The organism is Streptomyces sp. P17 (genome assembly GCF_032436805.1).
Classification (GTDB): Bacteria; Actinomycetota; Actinomycetes; order Streptomycetales; family Streptomycetaceae; genus Streptomyces.
On record NZ_JAVRBF010000174.1, the window covers coordinates 1 to 1,501 of the forward strand.

The window sequence follows — 1,501 nt, forward strand, 5'->3', positions numbered from 1 at the left end:
CGCCGGTGGCCGGTGCGGCCGTCAGGGTGCGGTGTCGATGGAGAGCGTCAGGGTGTCGACGGCGGGTGGTGGACGGCTTCGAACAGGTCCTGGTAGGCGCCCTGCCAGGGCCAGTTGGCGGGCAGGTGGGCGGTCAGCTTGATCCTCGCGGTGCGGGCGAGTCGGGCGGGGACGTGGATCAGGTGGGCGCGGAGTGTGGCGGTGGTGGCCTTGGCGTGGAAGGCCGAGGCCAGGGCGCCGGCGGCCCGCAGCAGGTTGTGCGACATGGCCCACAGGGTCAGCCAGGCGGCGTTCGCCTGGAAGTTTCCCGAGGGCAGGTGGGCGAGCGCGGAGGACTTCCCGTCCGCGATCGCCTGTTCCACGACGGCGTGTTGCCGGTGGTGCAGTTCGGCCTGAAGCATGCCGAACGGGCTGTTGGTGAAGATGGGGTGGTAGCGCCAGGAGTCGAACAACTCGCCCTGCCCGGTGGCTGCTTGCGGGTTCAGGCGTCGCACCCGGCGCACGATCAGACGGGCGGTGACCTGCTCGGCCTTCTTGCGTCCGGTGAACGCGGTGTATTCGGTCTCGGCGACCTCGGCGTCGGAGACCATCTCGCCGGTGTCGGGATCCACGAACGCGTCGGGGTAGCGGATCGGAATCCAGGCGTCCTCGGCGATGCGGCCGATCGCGGCGGCGATGGAGGGATTCATGCCCGTGGTCAGGGAGAAGTGTGCGCCGGCTGTGCGGCAGGCGGCCACCACGTCGGCGGTGTAGAACTTGCTGTCCGCGCGCACCATCCGGATTCCGGTTCCGCCCGTCTCGCGGGCGATGTTCAGGGCCTCGGCGACGAAACTCTTCGCGCCGCGGACGTCGGCGGCCTTGCCGCGGCGCAGGCGGACCGCACCGATCACCGGCCGGGCGAGCGGGGTGGACAGGGTGGCCACGATCGGGTGCAGGGTGCGCTGCCCCTTCAGGCGCCCGTGCTCGGCGCCTTGCTTGGCCCGTCCGTAGACCCGGCGGTGGGTGGGGTCGATATCGATGAACATCAGCCGCCCGGCGCCGGGCAGCAGCGGGGTGCGGGCCGCGAGGCGGGCCAGGAACTCCCGGTGTACCCGGTGGAGTTGCCGGTTGTGGCCGTGGGTGAAGGAGCGCAGGAAGGTGCCCAGCGTGGACGGGGCGCGTATCCCGGCGAAGGCCCGGTCCATCGCGCCGTGCCGCAGCCGGTCGGCATCGTCGATGGAGTCGGCCCCCGAGCACATCGCGCCCAGCAGCGACATCACCTTGGCCGCTGGATGGGCGCCGCCGCTGTTGCCGGCCGCCTCGATGCGGACCTGGGCGGCCAGACCGGGCAGGCCGACCTGTTCGGCGAGCGCGACCAGCGGCAGCAGCCCCGCATCCGCGATCAGATTCGGCTCGTCGAAGAGTGCGGAGACATGGACGGCGGCATGGGAAGATTGCATCTCGGAAGAGCCTTGTCATCGTGCGTGCTGGAAGCCTCAAGAACTCCCATCATCGCAGGTCA

Annotated in this window: 1 protein-coding gene; it reads right to left on the bottom strand. The window is 70.8% G+C overall.

Annotated features, from left to right (window positions below):
* Nucleotides 1–47: 47 nt before the first annotated feature.
* A complete protein-coding gene (locus RMT89_RS40135; RefSeq protein ID WP_315888688.1) occupies nt 48–1,439 on the bottom strand; it encodes an IS1380 family transposase in 1,392 nt (463 codons plus the stop codon).
* Between the last annotated feature and the right edge of the window lie 62 nt (nt 1,440–1,501).

What these genes read in the sequence shown, in the direction of transcription:
- RMT89_RS40135 (WP_315888688.1), bottom strand. Translation starts at nt 1,439, where the DNA reads ATGCAATCTTCCCATGCCGCCGTCCATGTCTCCGCACTCTTCGACGAG.